A 17743-nucleotide genomic window follows, 5' to 3' on the forward strand; every position below is an offset into this window, starting at 1 on the left:
GACGAAAAAAATCGCGGATGGCATGACGAGTATCCGGACCCGACCCACGTCTGCGCGAATTGCCATAGTGCCGCTCCGTTATGCGACGGCCTCTGGTCGCTTACGTTCGACGGGCTCAATTGCCGGCGGCGGCGATCGGCTACCGGCATCGTCCACGTTTCCCAGCCGAAAGCCCTTCACCAGGCCAAAGATCGCCGGAATCACGATCAGCGTCAGCAGCGTCGAGGAGATCATGCCGCCGATCATCGGCACGGCGATCCGCTGCATGATTTCGGAGCCGGTACCGGTACTCCACATGATCGGCAGCAGGCCCGCCATGATCGCGACCACCGTCATCATCTTCGGGCGCACGCGCTCGACCGCGCCCTCCATGATGGCATCGTAAAGGTCGCTGCGCGTCAGGGCGCGGCCCTCGGCGTCGCTCCGGCCCTTGATCTCAGCCAATGCCTGGTTGAGGTAGATCAGCATCACCACGCCGGTCTCGGCGGCTACTCCAGCCAGCGCAATGAAGCCGACGGCGACCGCGACCGACAGGTTGAAGCCAAGCCACCACATCAGCCAGAGACCGCCGACCAGCGCGAATGGCAGCGAGAGCATGACGATCATCGTCTCGGTGATCGAGCGGAAGTTGAGGTACAGCAGCAGGAAGATGATCAACAGCGTCACGGGGACGACGATCTTCAGCCGGGCAGTGGCGCGCTCGAGGTATTCGTACTGGCCACTCCACATGACGTAGTAGCCCGGCGGAAACTGGATGCTGGCCTGCACAGCGCGCTGGGCGTCAGCGACATAGCCGCCGAGGTCGCGGTCACGGATGTCGACATAGATATAGGTCGCCAGTTGGCCATTCTCGGTGCGGATCGAGGACGGCCCCCGCGCCTGCGCGACCTTTGCGACTTCGCCGATCGGGACGGCGCCGCCGGCTGGCATCGGCACCAACACGTCGCTTTCAATCGTCTTCGGACTATCGCGCAAATCCCGCGGGTAGCGCATGTTGACGGAGAAGCGCTGGCGTCCCTCGACCGTCGTTGTGACCGTCTGCCCGCCAAGCGCCGTTGCAATGGTGTCCTGGACGTCCTGGACCATGATGCCGTAGCGCGCCATCGCTTCGCGGTCCGGCGTGATCTCCAGATAGTAGCCACCGATGCCGCGCTCGGCGTAGGCGGACGAAGTGCCGGGGACCGCCTTCACGACCTGCTCGATCTGCTTGGCTAGCTTGTCGATCTCGATCAGATCGGTACCGATCACCTTGACCCCGACCGGGGTGCGGATGCCGGTCGACAGCATATCGATGCGGGCCTTGATCGGCATGGTCCAGGCGTTGGAGACGCCAGGAAACTGTAGTGCCTTGTCCATCTCCGCGATCAAGCTGTCGATTGTCACGCCGGCTCGCCACTCCTGCTTCGGTTTGAGATTGACGATGGTCTCGTACATTTCCGACGGCGCCGGATCGGTTGCAGTCGCGGCGCGGCCTGCCTTGCCGTAGACGGACGCGACTTCAGGAAAAGAACGGATGATCCGATCCTGGGTCTGCATCAGTTCAGCGGACTTGGTGACAGAGATGCCCGGTAATGTCGTCGGCATATAGAGCAGCGTGCCCTCGTTCAGGTTCGGCATGAATTCGGTGCCTAGCTGCCGGGCGGGCCAGACGCTCACTGCCAGAATCGCGAGTGCGAGCAGGACAACCAGCGTTTTGGCGCGCAGGACGCCCTTGATAACGGGCCGGTAGATCCAGATCAGAAAGCGGTTGATCGGGTTCTTGTGCTCGGGAACGATTCTGCCGCGGACGAAGATCACCATCAGCGCCGGCACCAACGTCACCGAGAGCAGTGCGGCGGCAGCCATGGCAAAGGTCTTGGTGAAGGCGAGCGGGCTGAACAAGCGCCCTTCCTGCTGCTCCAGCGTGAAGATCGGCATGAATGAGACAGTAATGATCAGGAGGCTGAAGAACAGCGCCGGCCCGACCTGCGAGGCCGCTTCGATCAGGACGGCCACCCGGGACTTTCCAGGCTCCGCTCGTTCGAGGTGCTTGTGCGCATTCTCGATCATGACGATCGCCGCATCCACCATCGCTCCGATCGCGATCGCGATGCCGCCGAGGCTCATGATGTTGGAGCCGATCCCGAGCAGCTTCATCGCGCCAAACGCCATCAGCACGCCGACCGGCAGCATCAGGATGGCGACCAGTGCGCTGCGAACGTGCAGCAGGAACACGATACAGACCAATGCTACGACGACGCTCTCCTCAAACAGCGTGTGCTTGAGCGTGTCGATGGCCGCGTATATCAGGTTCGAGCGATCGTAGACCGGCACAATCTCGACCGATTTCGGCAGGCTGCTGGCGATTTCCTTGAAACGCTTCTTGACGTTCTCAATGACGTCGAGCGCGTTGACGCCAAAACGCTGCAGCACAATACCGCTCGCGACCTCGCCCTCACCGTTCAGTTCGGTGATGCCGCGCCGCTCGTCGGGGCCTAGCTCCACCCGGGCGACGTCGCGCAGCAGCACCGGCGTGCCGTTGCTTACCTTCAGTACGACGTTGCCGAGGTCATTGATGCTCTTCAGGTAGCCCTTGCCGCGAATGACGTATTCGAATTCGGACAGTTCGACGGTGCGGCCGCCGACATCGGCGTTGCTGGCGCGGATCGCCTCGCGAATCTTCTGCATGGTGATGCCGCGGTCGCGCATGCGCTGCGGATCGAGGATCACGTTATATTGCTTGACGAAGCCGCCAACGCTCGCGACTTCCGCGACACCTTCGGCCTTGGCAAGTGCAAACTTCAGATTCCAGTCCTGGATCGCGCGTGTTTCGGAAAGGTTCAGCTCCTTCGACATGATAGCGTATTGGTAAACCCAGCCGACGCCGGTCGCATCCGGGCCGATGGTCGGCGTCACGCCCGCGGGAATGCGCGAGGTCGCGGCGTTCAGGAATTCCAGCACGCGGGAGCGCGCCCAATAGATGTCGGTGCCGTCCTCGAAGATGACATAGACGAACGACACGCCGAAGAACGAGAACCCGCGCACGACTTTCGAGCGCGGCACCGTGAGCATGGCCGTGGTCAGGGGATAGGTGACCTGGTCCTCGATCACCTGCGGCGCTTGCCCCGGATACTCCGTGTAGACGATCACCTGCGTATCAGAGAGGTCCGGAATGGCGTCGAGGGGCAAATGCGCCAGCGCGTAGAGACCCGCTGCGGCGGCAAACGTCGTGCCGAAAAACACCAGCAGCAGGTTGCGCGCCGACCAGGCGATGAGGCGGGCAATCATGGCTGGGCTCCCTCGGCAAAGCCTTTCAGCGCCGCCTTCAGATTGCTCTCGGCGTCGATCAGGAAATTGGCCGAGACCACCACCGCATCATCCTCGGCAAGGCCCTCGCGGATCTCGACATATCCCTCTCCGCGCTGGCCGAGCTTGACCTCGCGCGGCTCGAACCGCCCTCCCCCCTTATCGACCAGAACCGCCTGCCGGCTACCTGTATCCATGACGGCGCTTTCCGGAACGGCCAAAACGGCTTCCGGACTGCCAGTGTCGATTTCGGCATCGACATACATGTCGTGAATCAACAGCAGTTGCGGATTGGACAGTTCGACGCGCACGCGCGCCGTTCGCGTCTCCTTGTTGATCTGCGGATAGATGACGTTGATCTTCCCCAGAAATTCCTTTCCGGGAAAACTGCGCGCGCGCACTGTCGCGCGCTGGCCGATCGCCACGCTACCGAGGTCGCGTTCGGCCACGTCGATGATGGCCCACAGCACCGAGTGATCGGCAATCCTGAACAATACGTCGCCCGGTTGGGCGCGCATGCCTTCAGTGACGTTGCGTTCGAGAACGATCCCATCGCGTGGCGATGTCCATTCGATCCCGATCGGAACGTTGCGGCTCTTCTCGATGGCGAGGATGGCCGCTTCAGGCACGTCCAGATTCATCAGCCGCTGACGCGAGCCCCTGCCATATGGCCCCTCGCTGCCGCCGGTGACTTTGGAATTGAGCGTCGAGATGTATTCGGCAGCCGCGGACGAAACCGCCGGGCTGTAGATTTCCATCAGCGGCTGGCCCTTGACGACGTGCGCTCCCGTGGTGACGTCGGCAACTTTCTGGACATAGCTTTCGGCGCGCATCGAGATCACGGAGACGCGCCGTTCATCGAGCTGAACCGTGCCGGGCGCGCGGATCATGGTGCGGATCACGCGCCGGACGGCCGGCTCCGACTTGACGCCGGTGCGCTGGATCTTTCCGGGCGAGACCTTGACCGATCCGTCGTCGCTGTCGTCGCCCTCGTAGACGGGGATGTAATCCATCCCCATCGAGTCCTTCTTCGGCGTCGGCGAAACATCCGGCAGACCCATCGGGTTGCGGTAGTACTTGATCTTGCGGTCGGCAGGCGGCGCAGCCGCCACTTCCGCCGGATCGTCGAAACTGACGTCGGCGCCCGCGGGGACGGCACGGTAGTCACGGCCGTCAGATGTCTTTTTCGGCACCAGCGAATAGAGCGGCTTGTCGTCCGGATCCTGGTAGTAGATCGCAGCGGCAGCCGGTTCGGCTTGCGCGATGACATGAGCGTGCTTGGTATCTCCACTCGACAAGACGAACGGACGCGAGATGATGACGGCCACCGTCGCAGCCGCAATGGCAGCGGCTGCCACGACTAGCAGGATCGACCGTTTCATTTGTCGGCCTGAATGACGAGCTTGTTTTCGACCGTGCCGGTTTCACCCTGCACCTTGGCGCCAAGCGACAACTGCCAGCGGCCGGCCATGCTGAAATTGGCCTTGAACCGGTAGGTGCCCGGCTCCGATCCCGGGAGCGGGATGACCTTGGTGACCATCTCCTGCATGGCATCGGGCGCCATGTCGAGGCGCGTGGCGAAAATGACCGCGTCCGGAACGGACTTGCCCGTCGTCTTGTCGACGAGCTTCACGGTGATGGTCTTGTCGGGGCCGGCCTTCACGGTCGGTTCGACAAACCTAAACTCGTAGTTCTTGATGTCGGCAAGCGCGACGGTGGCGGCGCAGGTCATCGCAGCGCCGGTCAGCGCAACCCAAAGGGTGCGCGAAAACTGATTGGCCTTCATAGTGATAATCCTCAGGTCTCGTGGTCAGCCGCGATGGCGGCATGGGCGCGGACGCCGCAAGAGCGCCGCGTACTCCGGCGAGCTACGCCGAAAGGACCAGGGACCGGGGAGGTTTTGGAGGAGGTGAATACCCGACGCTTTCCACTTCGGGATCGCTGCCGGGAAGCAGCATCCGAAGCGTAACGGGCAGGATTTCAGCGACACCAGCCGGCAGCGGCGCCTGCAACGTCGTCGACACGCAGAGCGCCATCAACGGGCACTGGCCGCAATCCACAGGCGACGATTTATCCGGGCAGCACGGCATATCGTCGGACATGGCGGTCATGTCATCGGACATCGACGTCATCGATGCCGTCGCGCCCGTATTCGCCCGCGCCGTGAGCGGGGCGATGACGAGGCCGACGATCACAAGGACCGCCAGCAGCCGGCAAAGGTGGATCGAGCGTTTCACGGGACCAGTTTCGCACAACCCGACCCATGATGGGAAGCAAAGTTCCATCACGAAATCGCGGGTTTCGTTAACATATCCCGGTCGGGAATGATCGCATTGCGATGAATCAAATCCATCCGCACCGGCAGGGCCAGGTTCGTATTGCCGGAGAGCCAGAACATTTTTCTGGGCCGCGACTTAAAGGTAACGACCGCCCGGTTGGCGGTCTGCCCTCCAGCCAGGAGCACCACCATGCACGCCCGCGAAATGATCGGCACCCACCCGGCCGTCCAGGGCCAGATCAACGACGCCCTGATCCGCTGCATCGAGGAATGTTATTCCTGCGCCCAGACCTGCACCTCCTGTGCCGACGCCTGCCTGTCAGAGCGCATGGTGCAGGAGCTGACCCAGTGCATCCGCCTGGACCTGGATTGCGCCGACATCTGCAATATCACCGGCCGCATCATGACCCGCAGGACGGGTTCCGATGACGAAGTGATGCGCCGCATGCTCAGCGTCTGCGCCGCCGCCTGCCGGCTTTGCGCGGAGGAGTGCCAGAAGCACGCTTCCATGCATGAACATTGCCGCATCTGCGCGGAAAGCTGCCGCCGCTGCATGGAGGCCTGCCAGGAATTGGCACGCGGCATGGCGCACTAGGTTGGACCGACATTCAGGATTCTCAAACCTTGCCGCTGCCATGGTCTGGCTGCGTTGAATGTCATCAAACCTAGTCCAACCCGATCTTGCCCTGCGCCCAATAGGCCTTGCTCTTCACCCGCGATGATACGATGCCGACTGCTTTCAGGGCCCGGCTTACGCGCTGGATCGACGATGCCTTGCCCGTAAGAACGAAATGCGCGCCGCTTGCGGCAAGGCGCAACACCTCGGCTTCGGCTGCGGCGAGATGGGCGTCGGCGGCGAGGCGCTCGATCAAGGTCGCTTGGCCGAGGCCGATCGCCTCCAGCACCGGCCGCGACTCCACGACATCCGAGACCTCGAACACATGGGTTGCGCTGGCACCCTGCGGACTATCGCGGAGTGCCGCCGCCAGGCCGAACGAGGTTTCATCGCCGAACAGAACCACCGGCGATTCAAGGCCGGATAGATCGAGCGAGCGGCGCGGACCGAAGAACTGGCAAGTTTCGCCTTCGCGCAGGCCGCTTGCCCATCGGCTGCCGGGACCGTCGCCATGCGCGAAGGTGAGCATTCGTGTCCTGCCGCTGTCGGCGTCCCACGACATCGGCGTATAGGTCCGCGCGCTAAGGCCCGAGCCCATCGAAACCTGGACCTTTTGGCCCGCCGTCCAGGCGACGTTCCTGAGCGCCTCGCCTTCCAGGTCGGCCAGCCGGAAGCGGGGCGAGAGCGTCTCGACTGCCGCGACGCGCGCGGGACGCATGAACCATCGCAGCAACGTCCGCGTGACAGGGCCCGGCGGAGTGAGCGGCGGCGCAGAATTTTGCGGTTCGTCGGCGGGTTGGGTCAAAGGTTCGCTCCTCTCACCGACATTTCGACGTCGTGGCCCACGCGGATCACCTCGTCTTGACCGTGAATTCGTTGCCGCGCCCCGGATCGAACGACAGCGGCAGTGAGAGATAGCCGTTCTGCGGATCGCGGACATACTCGATGTAGCCGCCCGCCTCCGTGAACGCGTTCTCGCCGATGATTATCGCGCCGGGCTTCAGATGGGGCTCCAGCAGCGTGAGGACGGGAAGATAGAGGGTGAAGGCGCCATCGAGCATCGCCATGTCGATGTCGCCGCCGACGCCGGCTTTGAGGGTTTCCCGCGCATCGCCGATCCGAAACTCGACAAGATCGGCCAGCCCGGCGGCCCTGAGGTTCGCCTGCGCCCGCTCGGCCTTGCTGGGTTCAAGCTCGGTGCCGATCAGGATGCCGCCGCCCATGTCACGCAGCGCCGCCGCCATATAGATGGCGGAAATCCCCATCGAAGAACCGAACTCGACGATGCGCTTAGCCTTGCAGCTACGGGCGCACATGTAGAGAAAGCGCCCAAACTCCGGGGAGACGCTCAGGAAATTATCGGCGTAACCGTGATACAGTCCCGTCAAATCCTTGTTCTCGGCCTCGACAACCTGTTTCATCGCCTGCTCGACATTGGTTATCTCGCTCGCGTAGGCCTGCATCAGCGGTGCATCGGCCGCATCCGCTTCCTGATGAAGGCGTTGGAGAACTTCCGCGACGAGACCGCTGCTGACTGAATCCATTTTTTTCCGGCTCCTAGGGACGCGCCAGTGCGTACGCGTCAGAGCCAGAAATACGAGATCGGCCGCCTGACCGCATTCCGCAAATACGACAATATATTGCGATTTCTGGTCAGCGCCGCGAGGGGATTTGTCCGCGGGTGGACCAGCGCTCACGCGGCGATGCGGCGTTCCGCCAAATACCGGGCGGACAGCCCCTGGGCGGGCGGCCGAACGTTCCGAGGTATCTGCGCGCAGACCAGAGTCATGCGCGCTTCTGACGTTGGGCCAAGCCATCCACGATGAGCGTCAAGCCCGCTTCAAACGCTGCCTCATAGTCTACAGGCGCACCATCGGTCCTGCGATCCCTATCGGCACTCAAGCTGGCGTCCGCCTGCTCTTCCAGCACGCTGCCAACGGTGAAGTGGCCGGCAGCGAGCATCGCCATCTTGGCATCCTGTTCTCCCAGGCCGGAAGCGACCAGGAAGGCGATCTTGTGCGCAATCCGGTCCATATCCGCAACTCCGGGACGGGATCCGGCATGGAGCCGCGCGCCGTCGCGGCGCCACAGGAGCGTTCGTCGGAAGCTGCGCATGTTAGCGAGGAACCAGGCCCGCCAGTCGTCCGTGGGTATCGGTAGCGGCGCGGTCGCATGGGGCGCCATCGCTTCATCAGCCATCGCAGCGAGCAGTTCCGTCTTCCTGCGGAAATGCCAATAGAGCGAGGGCTGTTCGACGCCCAGCCGTGTTGCCAGCCGCCTTGTGCTGACGGCGTCGAAGCCAACCTCATCGAGCAGATCAAGCGCCTCGGCGATGACGGTTTCACGAGTCATCTTGGTCATCTTGACAATCTATCATCGATAGATAATTCTGCAAATGAATCTATCAGCGATAGGCTTCCCTCTATTTGTGCAAACTGAAACCGGAATGACCTGTGAAAATCCTCATCTGCGGCGGCGGTTGTGCCGGGCCGGCCCTGGCCTACTGGCTCGCCGGAGGTGGTCATCAGGTCATCGTCGTCGAACGCTTTCCGGCGCTCAGGGCTGCAGGCGCGCAAGTCGACCTTCGCGGCCAAGGCATCGATGTCGTCAAGCGCATGGGGCTCCTCGACATCATCCGCAGCAAGCTTGTCGATGAAGCGGGCGTCGCTTTTGTAGACTCTCAAGGCAAGGTGAAGGCGACCATCATGGCCAACACATCTGGCCAGGGCGCGCAGTCTTTGACCTCCGAATACGAGATCATGCGCGGAGATGTTGTGCGCATTCTCTACGATGCGACAAAGGATGACGTAGACTATGTCTTTGGCAAATCCGTCGATCGCTTCGAGCAAGACACAAGTCAGGTCATTGCTTACTTCTCTGACGGCACATCCGACACGTTTGATCTTCTGGTCGGAGCGGACGGCCAGGGGTCGCGCGTCCGCAAGGCCATTCTGCCACCCAACGCGCCTGACCCAGTCTGGCGAATGGGAATGCACATGGCGTATTGGTTCATCCCGCCCACCGAGACGGACAATAACATCCGCCGGACATACCTTGCCCCCGGCGGGCGCATGATTTTTCGCAGAAGCCACAATCCGAGAGAAACCCAAGTCTACTTCACACTGAGGGACGCTTCCAAGGAATCATCATCCATTCATCGAGCGCCGGTCGAGCAGCAAAAGCAGTTCTGGAGCGATAAATTCCGGGACGCCGGATGGCAGACCGAGCGATTTCTCGAAGGCATGAAAATAACTGAAAACTTCTACTCGCAAGAGGTCGTGCAAATTCGCACAGCTCCTTGGTCCATGGGGCGCGTGGTTCTCGTCGGAGATGCGGCGCATTGCGCATCGCCATTCAGCGGCATGGGTGTCTCCGGCGCTTTGGTCGGGGCCTATGTCCTGGCCGGCGAGATCAACCGACACGCCGGTAATCTGTCGATGGCGCTTGCCAGTTACGAGACGACGCTGCGGCCATTCGTAAACGAGATTCAAGATGTGAATTCATTCCTGCTGCGGCTGGGAATTCCCAGAACGCAGTTGGGAATTGACGTTTTCCATTTTGTTACGGGATTGGCTTGCTTCCTCCGCATTCCGGATCTCATCGCAAAATTTTCGGTGCAGGACAGGGGCGGCGGCTGGAAATTGCCAGACTATCCAGAACTCAGGCCGGGCCGGTCGATCCCGTGCAGACGCCGCCAGGATTGAAGGTCGCCTAAGGCGGGCCGGCATTGCGTGACATAGAAACCGAGCCAAGGAGGCGCGTCGCCTGACGATCGAGTTGCGCCATCTCCGCTATGTAGTGACGGTAGCCGCCAAGGATGCCGGGTTGATTGGGCGCTCCGAGAGCAGTGTCCTACGCATCGGCATTGTCTCATCGATGGCTTCCGGCTTTCTCGCGGAACTGGTCACGCGGCAATGCGGCGTTCCGCCAGATACCGGGCGGGCGGCTTGCCCAGGGCCTTGCGGAACATGGTGACGAAGGCGCTCGCGCCCTCATAGCCGAGATCGAGCGCCACCGTCTGGACTGACGCTCCTTGCGCGAGACGCTGCAACGCTATGAGGATATGGAGTTGCTGGCGCCAGCGGCCGAAGCTCATGCCGGTCTCGCGTTTCAAGGCGCGGGTCAAGGTCCGCGGGGCAACGGCCATGCGCCGGCCCCACTCGTCTATCGTCGCGCGGTCGGCGGGATCGGCCATCATCGCGGTGGCGATCTTGCGCAGCTTGGCGTCGACCGGCATCGGGAAGTTCAGCTTCTCGACGGGCGCCAGAGACAGTTGGTCGAGCAGCACCGTGGCGATCCGGCCGTCCGCGCCCTCGACATCGTACAGGACCGGCATCTGGGCGACGTGCAACAGCAAACGCTCCAGCAATGGCGAGATCGACAGCGTGCAGCATTGCCTGGGCAGCGCCGGCGCCGCATCCGGTTCGACGAACAGGAGATAGACCTCGACATTTCCGGCGGCGGTCACGCTGTGGGGAAGATTGCCGGGAATCCACACCGCACAGCGTGGCGGCACAATCCAGACGCTTTGGTCGGCTTCACACCTGACGACGCCACGCAAGGTCAGGATAAGCTGGGCCTTCCGATGCGCGTGAATGGGCATCTCCACGCCCTTGGTGAACATGTCGATTCCGACGGCGGCGATGGCGCGGGGCACGTCCGCGGGATCGAAATCATCATCGGGCCGAAGATCGTCTTCGTTGGGTCGGTAGAAGGGCATGGCGAGCGTCAATCTATCCGAATGCGATTGACTAGATAAGACAATATCAGTCCGCGATTGCGATTTTCAACACAGGAGGGGCCGTGTCAGCGGACGGCTGCTCCACCGCTCACGCATTCACAACGAATATTGAATGTCGATCAGTCCTGGCGGACGCGGCAGGCGCGAGTTAGTCCTCGCGCCTGAATACGCTGAACTGGAAGATCTGCCGGGAATCCCACGGGGTCGCGTGTTCGTGCCGCTGCGTGTGCACCAGCTTGAACGCGGTGCCGAGCGTCCGCCCCAAGCTTGCGCTGTCGTAGCGGGCGACCGGCAAGCCGCTGCATTTTTCGGGGCCGTCGAGCGCGAAGGTGGCGATGATGGCGTGCCCGCCGATTTTCAGGCCCCGCTCAAGGCGGGCAATGTAGCCGGCGCGATCGCTTGCGTCGGTGAGAAAGTGAAACGCTGCCCGGTCGTGCCAGATGTCGTAGGCCCTGGCCGGCTCCCAAGTCGTCGCGTCCGCGACGATCCAGCTAACCCGATTGGCGCTGGCGCCAAGATGGCTCTCAAGGCGGCTTCTTGCGGCAGCCAGCGCCGCGCCTGACAGATCGAGCACGGTGACATCCTCAAACCCCTGCTCGACGAGATGGTCGACCAGCCGCGAAGCGCCGCCGCCAATGTCGATGATGGCCGAATTGCTGACAGCGCCTGCCTGCACGATCAAGTCGAGCGAAGGCGCCGGGGTTTGCTGAAACCAGCTGACCTCGTTCTCGCGCTTCGTCGTGTAGACGTTTTCCCAATGAGCCTGACGGCCGGCATCTTCCATGAGCCTCACCTCCCTGTCCGTACATGGTCATGCGGCCCGTCTTCGACAACGAGCCAACGACCAAGCTCTGCTGCGCGGATGGCATCCGGAAATGCATAACCAACGGGATATGTTAAGCTCAGGGCCAGCGGTTCCCTTAGTGAGGCCTGCTATTTCGCTTCAAATTCCCACTTGACCAACCCATATCTCCGCGGTTATGCATCAATCAATAACCCATAGGTTATCGATCCCAGATGCCGAACGCCCAAGACGTGCTCTTCAGAACCCTCGCCGATCCTTCCCGTCGGGCGATCTTCGAGCGGCTGTGCCGCGAAGGAGAGCAGACGGTGGGAGCCCTGACGGCGCGGGCCGGGATCTCGCAACCGGCGGTCTCGAAACATCTCGGCGTTCTCAAGCAGGCCGGGCTGGTGCGCGACCGCCATCAAGGTCGGCAGACGCACTACAGCGCACAGCTCGGCGCCCTGGCCCCGCTGATCGACTGGACGAGCGAGATGGCGGGGTTCTGGCAGAGGAAATTCGACGATCTCGAAGATCTGCTCAAACGGATGGACCAATGACCAACACCACGACCGAAACCCGCTCCGTCGTCGTCGAACGCGAGATGCCGCATGCCCCGGAAAAGCTCTGGCGTGCGCTTACGCAACCGCACCTGATGGAGGAATGGCTGATGAAGAACGACTTCAAGCCAGCCGTGGGCCACCGTTTCAATCTTCGCGGCGAATGGGGCGGCGTGCTGGATTGCGAGGTCCTCGCCATCGAGCCGAACAAGGCGCTGTCCTATACCTGGAATTTCAAGCACGAGGATGCGGCCTTCAATCTGCAGAGCGTGGTGACGTTTACGCTCACGCCAACGCGCACGGGGACCCAGCTGCGCATGGAGCAGTCGGGCTTCCGGCCGGATCAGAAGCAGGCCTACGGCGGCGCCCACGCCGGCTGGCAGCAATTCTTCGCGAAGCTGGAAGAACTCGTGGCGCGGACGGACTGAAACCGCCGCGTTGCGCTTCGGCTCGTCTTCAAGGGGAGGTCTCATTGAACTGGAATATGTCTATTCGGCAAATTCACCGCTGGCTGTCCATTGCCTTCACGGTGGCCGTCATCGTCAACGTCATCGCCATGATGCAGGAGAAGCAAGCCGTCTGGGTGGGCCTGCTGGCGCTGTTCCCGCTCATCTTGCTCTTGCTCACCGGCCTCTACATGTTTGCGCTGCCCTATGCCGCCAAATGGCGCAGCGCGCGAGGCATCAGCGGTTAGGAGTGAACGCAATGGCCGGCAAGACGCCCGCAAAGTCGGCGAAGGTCGCAAAGAAAGCCGCCGCCAATCGGCCGACCACAAAGCCTGTTCTCCTCTCCGGCGGCAATCCCCAGATCGCGAAGGGAGACGGCGACGCCCCCGTGCAGGCCTACATCGCGGCTATGCCGGGATGGAAACGCGACGTCGGGCGCCACCTCGATGCGCTCATCGTGCGCACCGTCCCCGGTGTGCGGAAGGCCGTCAAATGGAACACGCCCTTCTATGGCGTCGAGGACCAGGGCGGCTGGTTCATCGCCTTTCACTGTTTCACGAAGTACGTCAAAGTGACGTTCTTCCGCGGCACGTCGCTGCGCCCTATCCCGCCCGGCGAGTCCAAGCACAATGAAGTGCGCTATCTCGACATCCATGAGGGTGAGCTTGACGAAGCGCAGTTCGTTGCCTGGGTGAAGCAAGCCAGCCAATTGCCCGGCGAACGATTGTGAGTGATGCATGAGCGATGACTGGGACTTTTACGCCCTCCGCGTCGACGGTGAACCGGCGTCGATCTTTGTCGACTTGGGAATAAGCAAGGATGCTCCCATCAGAAGTCATACGACGATGGGTTACCTCCGCGTTCTGATGCTCCGCGCACGAGAGGACGGCCTCTCCAGCCAGGATGAATTCAACGATCTCATTGCATTGGAAGACCACGTCACGGCAAAGGTCATCGAGAATGGAGCGGCGGTCTTCGTTGGTCGAAACACGTCCAGCGGAAATAGGGATTTCTATTTCTATGTTGCCGATCCCACAAATTTCGAGAAGACGGCCAAAGCCGCGATGCGCGAGTTTCCTGCCTACGAGTACGAAACGGGCACGCGCGCGGATCAGGAGTGGCGAACGTATTTCGACTTTTTGTATCCATCAGAAATTGACTTTCAGCGCATCATGAACCGCCGTGTCCGTCAGCAACTGGAAAAGAACGGCGACAACGCGAGCAACGAGCGCAAGATTGATCACCTTGCCTTGCTCCCGAACCCGAAGGCGCAAGCTGCGTTTACAGATTACGTTCAGGGCGAGGGTTACACCGTCGAGAGTGCCCCCGACGAGCCGAACGCCGATGGTCAATTCCGCGTCGAGTTCTACAGAGTAGATCAGCCCGCGCGCATCGACGAGATTGCCATTCCGTTGTTTCGGAAGGTCGCTGAGCTAGCGGGCGAATACGACGGCTGGGGCTGCGAAGTATCGCCCTGAATGTCGGCGAAGGTCGCGGAAAGTTATCGGCAACAACCATGAAGAATACAACCATGAAGATAAAGAAGAGCGGCACGAGCGAAGCAAAAGGCGGCAGCTCTCCTGCTCAGCACATCGATGCAAGAATCAAGGAGCTGGGCGATTGGCGGGGCGAGACGCTCGCGCGTATCAGAAGCATCATCAAGCAGGCCGTCCCCGAAGTGGTCGAGGAGTGGAAGTGGCGGGGCGTTCCGGTGTGGGAGCACGATGGAATCATTTGCACCGGCGAGACCTACAAGGCGGTCGTGAAGATGACCTTCGCCAAGGGCGCCGCGCTGGACGACCCGTCAGGCCTCTTCAACTCCAGCCTCGAAGGCAACACCAGGCGCGCCATCGATTTCCATCAAGGCGAGAAGATCGATGAAAAGGCATTGAAGGCGCTCATCCGCGAGGCCGTCGCCCTGAACATTTCGGCGCGAGCTTCCCGGAAGAAGCCAAAGAACGCTTGAGGCAACGATGGCGACGGACTCGATCAAGGCAGGATTACAGCCGCATCGGGTAACAAAGTTACGGCGCCTTCGCCCGCAATTGCTCAAAGCTCACAATGCGGCCCGCAATCGCGCTGGCCGCCACCGTCGACGGGCTCGCCAGCCAGACTTGTCCGGGTCCGGAACGCCCCGGAAAATTGCGGTTGATCGCGCTCACTGTCACCTGTTCGGCTCGATCTGAAACGCCGGGACCGGCGTTCACACACGCGCCGCAACCCGGTTCGATCAGTTCGACGCCCGCGCGCTCAAACACGTCAAGCATTCCGCTCTGCACGCAATAGCTGCGGACATCCTGGCTTCCGAACTGAAGAAAGAAGCGTGTTCCGGGAGCGACCCGCATGCCCCGCTGCACCGCCCATTCGAGCACGGCATGGTAATGCAACAAGTCTTCACGCTTGCCACCCGTACATGAGCCACCATAGGCGATATCGATGCCCACCGTCCCGGCCAATTCCGATATGGCAATACCGTGACCGGGATCGCCAGGCCTCGCCAGCATCGGCTCGAGCCTGTCGCACTCGACTTCGATGATGTGCGCCAATTCGGCGCCCTCGTCGCTGCACATCCAGGGCTCGAGTTGCAAGTCGGTGCCACGGCGGTCCCTCACAAAGCGGCGCGTCTCTTCGTCAGGCACGACAATTCCACTGAAGCCGCCGATCTCCGCCACCATGTTGGTCAGGGTCGCGCGCTCGTCTGTGGACAGGCTCGACAAGGCTTCGCCGCAATACTCAATCACCTGACCGATTGCCCTTCCCTCGCGCACATAGGGCAAGCGCAACAAATGCAGAACGATATCCTTCGCCTCGACACCTGCCGGAAGCCGACCGTTGAGCCGCACACGGCAAGTCCGAGGGACTTCAACGCGCACCTCTCCCGTCATCCATGCGTTTGCCATCTCGGACGTACCGATACCAAACGCCAATGCCCCCAATGCGCCGCAGTGAGGCGTATGGGAGTCGGTGCCGACGACCAATTGACCGGGCCGAACGTAACGCTCGGTCATGATCGAATGGCTGATGCCTTCCGAGCCGTCACGGTCCGCAAGATAGTCGTGCAAACGTAGCCCGTGCGTTTCGCAAAATTGCTTTTGAACCTTGGCCAGTGCCTGGGCCGCTTCGAGCAGCCCCCGCGCGCGCCGCTCCGGTGACATGCTCCGGTGGATGAAGGGCAAGTGATCGCCAAAGCAGACAATGCTCGCGCGGTCATGGAGCGTGATCTGGTCTCCCATCTCCCGTCCGAGAAAGCTGATGCACATCGGCGTCACATATTCATGCGCGTAGCGCCAATCCGCCCTTGCGAAAATTGCGTCCCCGGCGCGAACCGCTCCGGAATTGCCGGCGGAAGCGCGTGCGATGATCTTTTCGGCATAGGTCATCGGCCGCGGCGCGGTGGCATGCGTGGTCGGCGACCATCCGTCCTTTCGCGCACGCACCAGCTTGAACAACCCTCCTCGGCGAATGAGCTCGGCCGTGAGCTCATCCTCTCCTTGCGTGAACTCGCTGACAGGAATGCTCTCGCCGCGGCGGATGCGTTCGATCAACCCGAAATCGGTCGAGGTGTAGATGCCGAGGTTGCGGCAGTTCTGCCGATAGATACGTTCAAAACTTTCAGCAATCACCAGCCGGATGCCGGCACACCACTCGGCGTATGGACTGGCCTCGCGCGACGAACCCTTGCCGTAGCGCCGCCCCGCCACCGTCACACCGAACCCGCCGGCCTTGACGCTGCCGGCGGTTACCGGCAGGCGCTGACCGCATTTCAGCCCCAGATAGGGATATTCCCCGAGCTTTTCGTCGTAATAGTAGCAGATCCAGGCCGGAGTGATCTCGTCGGTCGACACGTCGCTGCGCAACGGCAACGCGTCGGCCAGCGATACATCCGCCCCCCGCAACTGGCTCTCCACCACGTCCGCGTCTTCAGACAGGAACAAGATACGGCCATCAAACCGGACCTGTTCGCTTGATGCCGTTGCCATCATGCTTCCCTCGCTCACTCGGCGGTGATGCCGAGAGTTCGGACGAGTTCACCGCGCGCCTGATAGTCGACCTCGATCTGGCGCCTGAAATCATCCGGCGTGCCGCCGAGCGCGACCATGCCCTGCTTGTCCAGCCAGGCACGCATGGAATCCGTGCCAAGCACCTGGTTCACTTCCTTGTTCAAGGTAGCGATCACCGGCTTTGGCGTGTTCTTTGGGAGCATGAACCCGATATAGCTGATGATCTTGAACTGCGGAAAGGTTTCGCTGATCGCCGGCACGCCTGGAAGCAACGGGAATCGCTTTTCCGACGTGACGCCGAGCACCTTGATCTTGCCCGCCGTAGCCAGCGGCTCCACCGCCGTCGGCGCGCCGAATAGCAGCGGTATCTGCCCGCCCAGCAGATCGTTCACGGCAACCGACGTTCCCTTGTAGGGAATGTGGGTCATGGTGAAGCCGCCGTACTTCTGCAGCATCTCGCCGGCGAGGCGGTGCGGCGTCGAGCTGCCCGAGCTCCCAAAGCTCAAATTCTGCGCCTTTTGCTTGCCCAGCGCGACGAGTTCAGCCACCGAATTCGCCGGCACATTGTTGGCTGCGGCAAGCAGCAGCGGCGACCATGCAACGTTGATGACCGGCTCCATCGCCTTCGAAAGGTCGAAGTGATTGCTGGTGGCGAGGTGCGGATCGATCGTGACCATCGCATCCGTCACCATGAGAAGGGTGTATCCATCAGGCTCGGCGCGCGCGGCCGCCTGGGCCGCGATCATGCCGTTGGCTCCCGTCTTGTTCTCGATGACGACGGATACTTTGAGGTTCTCGCCGAGTTGCTTGCCGACGATCCGGGCCAGCGCGTCGGCCTGCCCTCCCGCGGAATAGCCCACGAGGATCGTGATCGATCGCGATGGAAACGGTTGCGCCTTTGCAGGGAGCGCGATCGCGCTCAACGCAAGAGCCGCGGTCGCCACACCGAGGATGCGAGCTTTCGCTCGAACCAGTTTGCCGGAAATCATACTCCGCTTCCTCCCTGACCATGTTGCATTACGCGAGGCGGTTGGA

20 protein-coding genes are annotated in these 17743 nt (G+C 61.8%); 8 read left to right on the forward strand and 12 right to left on the reverse strand.

The features are described 5' to 3' along the window. Positions 1-78: 78 nt before the first annotated feature. The 5 genes from C7G61_RS24765 to C7G61_RS24785 all read right to left on the reverse strand — a co-directional run bounded on the left by C7G61_RS24765 (position 79) and on the right by C7G61_RS24785 (position 5755). A complete protein-coding gene (locus tag C7G61_RS24765) occupies positions 79-3267 on the reverse strand; it encodes an efflux RND transporter permease subunit (RefSeq protein ID WP_108519292.1) in 3189 nt (1062 codons plus the stop codon). Beyond that, positions 3264-4667, reverse strand: a complete 1404-nt coding sequence (locus C7G61_RS24770) for an efflux RND transporter periplasmic adaptor subunit (protein ID WP_108519293.1) — start codon at positions 4665-4667, stop codon at positions 3264-3266. The genes C7G61_RS24765 and C7G61_RS24770 overlap by 4 nt, the downstream gene beginning before the upstream one ends. Further along, positions 4664-5071, reverse strand: coding sequence for a FixH family protein (locus tag C7G61_RS24775; protein ID WP_108519294.1), 408 nt, complete (start codon positions 5069-5071; stop codon positions 4664-4666). The genes C7G61_RS24770 and C7G61_RS24775 overlap by 4 nt, the downstream gene beginning before the upstream one ends. 82 nt (positions 5072-5153) lie before the next feature. Beyond that, positions 5154-5522, reverse strand: coding sequence for a hypothetical protein (locus tag C7G61_RS24780; RefSeq protein WP_108519295.1), 369 nt, complete (start codon positions 5520-5522; stop codon positions 5154-5156). Positions 5523-5569: 47 nt separating this feature from the next. After that, positions 5570-5755 carry a hypothetical protein gene (locus C7G61_RS24785; RefSeq protein WP_108519296.1) on the reverse strand — a complete coding sequence of 62 codons (186 nt, stop codon included), beginning with the start codon at positions 5753-5755 and terminating at the stop codon, positions 5570-5572. Between C7G61_RS24785 and C7G61_RS24790 the strand changes: the two genes are divergently transcribed. Continuing rightward, entirely contained in the window at positions 5754-6158 is a 405-nt protein-coding gene (locus C7G61_RS24790; protein WP_108519297.1) for a four-helix bundle copper-binding protein, read from the forward strand. The genes C7G61_RS24785 and C7G61_RS24790 overlap by 2 nt on opposite strands. A 70-nt stretch (positions 6159-6228) precedes the next feature. On the opposite strand, the gene C7G61_RS24795 is transcribed toward C7G61_RS24790, so the two are convergent. From C7G61_RS24795 to C7G61_RS24805, 3 genes are all read right to left on the reverse strand, one after another. Beyond that, positions 6229-6984, reverse strand: coding sequence for a siderophore-interacting protein (locus tag C7G61_RS24795; RefSeq protein WP_244608460.1), 756 nt, complete (start codon positions 6982-6984; stop codon positions 6229-6231). Positions 6985-7030: 46 nt separating this feature from the next. After that, positions 7031-7723, reverse strand: coding sequence for an O-methyltransferase (locus C7G61_RS24800; protein WP_108519298.1), 693 nt, complete (start codon positions 7721-7723; stop codon positions 7031-7033). 241 nt (positions 7724-7964) lie between these two features. Continuing rightward, entirely contained in the window at positions 7965-8540 is a 576-nt protein-coding gene (locus tag C7G61_RS24805) for a TetR/AcrR family transcriptional regulator C-terminal domain-containing protein (RefSeq protein ID WP_108519299.1), read from the reverse strand. A 92-nt stretch (positions 8541-8632) separates the two neighbouring features. On the opposite strand from C7G61_RS24805, the gene C7G61_RS24810 reads away from it, so the two are divergent. Further along, the gene (locus C7G61_RS24810; RefSeq protein WP_202975793.1) at positions 8633-9883 is read left to right on the forward strand and encodes an FAD-dependent monooxygenase; all 1251 of its coding nucleotides are present in this window, start codon (positions 8633-8635) and stop codon (positions 9881-9883) included. Between the two features lie 200 nt (positions 9884-10083). On the opposite strand, the gene C7G61_RS24815 is transcribed toward C7G61_RS24810, so the two are convergent. Both C7G61_RS24815 and C7G61_RS24820 read right to left on the reverse strand, forming a co-directional pair. Further along, a complete protein-coding gene (locus tag C7G61_RS24815) occupies positions 10084-10899 on the reverse strand; it encodes an AraC family transcriptional regulator (RefSeq protein ID WP_108519300.1) in 816 nt (271 codons plus the stop codon). A 169-nt stretch (positions 10900-11068) separates the two neighbouring features. Further along, entirely contained in the window at positions 11069-11704 is a 636-nt protein-coding gene (locus C7G61_RS24820) for a class I SAM-dependent methyltransferase (RefSeq protein WP_108519301.1), read from the reverse strand. A gap of 233 nt (positions 11705-11937) precedes the next feature. Here C7G61_RS24820 and C7G61_RS24825 point away from each other — a divergent pair, with 233 nt between their 5' ends. Genes C7G61_RS24825 through C7G61_RS24850 form a run of 6 tightly spaced genes read left to right on the forward strand, consistent with a single transcriptional unit; the run spans position 11938 to position 14673 of the window. Further along, the gene (locus C7G61_RS24825) at positions 11938-12261 is read left to right on the forward strand and encodes an ArsR/SmtB family transcription factor (protein ID WP_108519302.1); all 324 of its coding nucleotides are present in this window, start codon (positions 11938-11940) and stop codon (positions 12259-12261) included. Further along, positions 12258-12689 carry an SRPBCC family protein gene (locus C7G61_RS24830; protein ID WP_108519303.1) on the forward strand — a complete coding sequence of 144 codons (432 nt, stop codon included), beginning with the start codon at positions 12258-12260 and terminating at the stop codon, positions 12687-12689. Before C7G61_RS24825 ends, C7G61_RS24830 begins: the two co-directional genes overlap by 4 nt. A 44-nt stretch (positions 12690-12733) precedes the next feature. Further along, positions 12734-12955: a hypothetical protein gene (locus C7G61_RS24835; protein WP_108519304.1), complete on the forward strand. Its 222-nt coding sequence runs from the start codon at positions 12734-12736 to the stop codon at positions 12953-12955. 11 nt (positions 12956-12966) lie between these two features. Then, entirely contained in the window at positions 12967-13437 is a 471-nt protein-coding gene (locus C7G61_RS24840) for a DUF1801 domain-containing protein (RefSeq protein ID WP_108519305.1), read from the forward strand. Between the two features lie 7 nt (positions 13438-13444). Next, positions 13445-14185, forward strand: a complete 741-nt coding sequence (locus tag C7G61_RS24845; protein WP_108519306.1) for a DUF695 domain-containing protein — start codon at positions 13445-13447, stop codon at positions 14183-14185. A 38-nt stretch (positions 14186-14223) separates the two neighbouring features. Then, complete coding sequence (locus tag C7G61_RS24850) at positions 14224-14673, forward strand: DUF1801 domain-containing protein (protein ID WP_108519307.1); 450 nt, start codon at positions 14224-14226, stop codon at positions 14671-14673. A gap of 58 nt (positions 14674-14731) precedes the next feature. Here the strand turns inward: C7G61_RS24850 and C7G61_RS24855 are convergent, their stop codons facing one another. Beyond that, on the reverse strand, positions 14732-16687 hold the full coding sequence (locus tag C7G61_RS24855; protein ID WP_190241961.1) for an aconitase family protein: 1956 nt from the start codon (positions 16685-16687) through the stop codon (positions 14732-14734). 14 nt (positions 16688-16701) lie between these two features. Further along, complete coding sequence (locus C7G61_RS24860; protein ID WP_108519309.1) at positions 16702-17697, reverse strand: Bug family tripartite tricarboxylate transporter substrate binding protein; 996 nt, start codon at positions 17695-17697, stop codon at positions 16702-16704. Positions 17698-17743 lie beyond the last annotated feature (46 nt).

The organism is Bradyrhizobium algeriense, from assembly GCF_003062295.1.
GTDB classification, from domain to species: Bacteria; Pseudomonadota; Alphaproteobacteria; order Rhizobiales; family Xanthobacteraceae; genus Bradyrhizobium; species Bradyrhizobium algeriense.